Origin of the sequence: Shewanella sp. 11B5 (assembly GCF_002836795.1) — a bacterium.
In the GTDB taxonomy this organism is placed as follows: domain Bacteria; phylum Pseudomonadota; class Gammaproteobacteria; order Enterobacterales; family Shewanellaceae; genus Shewanella; species Shewanella frigidimarina.
Genome location: NZ_PJAP01001026.1, coordinates 1 through 2,622 on the forward strand (window position 1 = coordinate 1; position 2,622 = coordinate 2,622).

General features: G+C 40.8%; 3 protein-coding genes. 1 reads left to right on the forward strand and 2 read right to left on the reverse strand.

What is annotated here, in order from left to right; translation table 11 throughout:
* On the reverse strand, positions 1 to 457 hold a 457-nt coding region (locus CXF78_RS19820), incomplete at its 3' end, for an ATP-binding protein (RefSeq protein ID WP_180957225.1).
* A 279-nt stretch (positions 458 to 736) separates the two neighbouring features.
* Entirely contained in the window at positions 737 to 1,336 is a 600-nt protein-coding gene (gene recR / locus CXF78_RS19830; RefSeq protein WP_011637008.1) for a recombination mediator RecR, read from the reverse strand.
* A 562-nt stretch (positions 1,337 to 1,898) separates the two neighbouring features.
* Between recR and CXF78_RS19835 the strand changes: the two genes are divergently transcribed.
* The coding region (locus CXF78_RS19835) for a GGDEF domain-containing protein (RefSeq protein ID WP_102037728.1) at positions 1,899 to 2,622 on the forward strand (724 nt) is incomplete at its 3' end.

The window sequence follows — 2,622 nt, forward strand, 5'->3', positions numbered from 1 at the left end:
ATACACCTTCGTTAGCAGCATGGCCGGCAGCACGAGTGCGTACAGTGACTTTTTTCGCCACGATAAAGGCAGAATAGAAGCCCACACCAAACTGACCAATGAGTTGTGAATCTTTTGACGCTTCGCCAGAAAGATTACTAAAAAATTCTTTGGTGCCAGACTTGGCGATAGTCCCTAAATGTTCGATAACGCTATCGCGGGTCATACCTATACCATTATCTGAAATGGTTACGGTACCCTTCTCTTTATTCGCACTAACACGAACGCGTAAATCACCCTTACCTTCATATAAGGTATCGTCAGTTAATGCTAAATAGCGAAGCTTATCTGCTGCATCGGCCGCATTTGAGACTAGCTCACGTAAGAAAATCTCTTTATTCGAATACAGAGAGTGGATCATCAATTGCAGAAGTTGTTTTACTTCGGTTTGAAAGCCATGAGTTTCTTGTTGTGACATGAGTATTTCCCTTGGTGTTACGTTTAAACAATCACGAGTCGAAAAATCCACTCGCCTAAAATTCTGTGTTAATCAAGAGATGGGGGACGTTACAATATTTTCAAGGGGCAACACCGTCTTGTTGAATAATAAATCATCAGATAAGACCAAATCGGCTCAATATGACACATTTTTGCAGCCTGTATTCCGCCATGACTCATCCAGGGTGGAATTAAAAATGCCAACAAATCTAATTTTTAGACTTGCTGGCATCTTGGTTTTTAATCAGGTGTAGGGCTATTACAGCGGAATACGACCATTAAAAGATAATGCTAAAGTGGTGCTATCAACGTACTCAAGCTCTCCACCCACGGGGACGCCATGAGCAATACGACTAATCACCACATTATGCCTTCTGGCCATATCAGCAATAAAATGTGCAGTGGCGTCACCCTCAACGGTCGGATTGGTAGCAAGAATAAGCTCGCTCACCTCATTCGACGTTAAATGGCGCTCAAGTAGCGCTAGCCCCAACTCTTCAGGACCTACACCGTCTAACGGCGATAAGTGTCCTAACAGCACAAAATAACGGCCATTAAAATGGCCACCAGCTTCAATAGCAAGCACATCAGCAGGCGTTTCAACCACGCAAATAATCCCAGTATTAATGCGACGATGGCTACTGCATATAGGGCATAAATCTTGTTCGGTAAACGTACGACAACTTTGACAATGTCCAACTTCAGACATGGCTTTTTGCAACGAATCTGCGAGCTTAAGGCCCACTTTACGTTCACGCTCAAGTAATTGAAATGCCATACGCTGTGCAGACTTAGGGCCGACGCCAGGCAACGCACGTAAAGATTGAATTAATTCATCGACCAAAGGACTAAATTTCATAAATTGCCAATACCTTAATAACTAAACTCATTGTAATGTCATGGTGAACCCGTCTTGTGATCGGCTAAGCCAATACGCGGAAACGCCAAAGCAATGCGATTATTGTCTGTGCAGCGTTTGAATGCAAAGATTAAAACCTCTGTTGCAATAAATGAAGCCACAATCGGCGAATTAACAGTGTTCTTATTGAAAACGTTAACTCTATGACCAGAGCCATCGTAGGTAGGTGAATTGCTCAACGATTACTTTTAGTAAAAAATTACCGTGATTACGGGAGCAGATTAATAATGAAACAACCTGTATCTACATCTATTTAAAAACCAAAAAACCAACTTAAAGACAACTCTATTGACTCATCTTTATGGCTTTAGACACAACCAGAAAATAAGGAATTAATTAACTTTGAGAGCCATCACTTTTCTTGTTCAATCCATCTGATATTCTACTGATCAGTACTTAATAGTGTCTGTGGGGGACATAAGGAAGACATTTACGATAATATTAAAAACACTTCCAATAGATGAGTTTCCATATAAAAGTGTCACCAATGCAAGGACTCAATATGCAAGATGTTTTACCACTATTAGGTAGTGGATTGGTTATTTGCGGAGCGCTATTACTTGCAATGGCTATCACACCGGTATGGACAATATTTCGCCGACTTCCAACCGGCGAATTGCGCCACAGTTGGGGTTTTCTAATTCTGCTGATCCTTTTTTTTATCATAGGTTATGTCATTTATGCAAAATTTAGCTTGGTGACATTTTCTCAACCACTTGATCTAGTGGTGCCGGTGATATTTTTTTGCGGAGCTATTTTTGTATTTGTTGTTTGTAGCCTGTCCCTCAAAACCACCAGTGACATTATGCAGATGCATGCCCTTAAACAAGAAAACATCACCGACTCATTAACAGGTATATTTAACCGCCGATACTTAGATCGTCGCCTGAAAGAAGAAACGCAAAGGGCGCAAAGTTATTCTAAACCACTATCCATCTTCCTTATCGATATCGACCATTTCAAAAACATTAATGATAAGTATGGTCATCAGATTGGTGACTTAGTTTTGAAAAATATCGCCCAGAACATTAAAATGTCGTTAAGAGAATCAGATATAGTGGCTCGTTATGGTGGTGAAGAGTTTATTGTCATCCTCCCGCTAACCCAAGTATCTACATCTTATACACTTGCTGAACGACTCAGGACTATTATCGAAAACATTCAGCTGGCACTGCCTAGTGAGTCTGAAATAGATATACTTTCCATTGGTGTCACAGTGAGTGTAG

What these genes read in the sequence shown, in the direction of transcription:
- recR (WP_011637008.1), bottom strand. Translation starts at nt 1,336, where the DNA reads ATGAAATTTAGTCCTTTGGTCGATGAATTAATTCAATCTTTACGTGCG.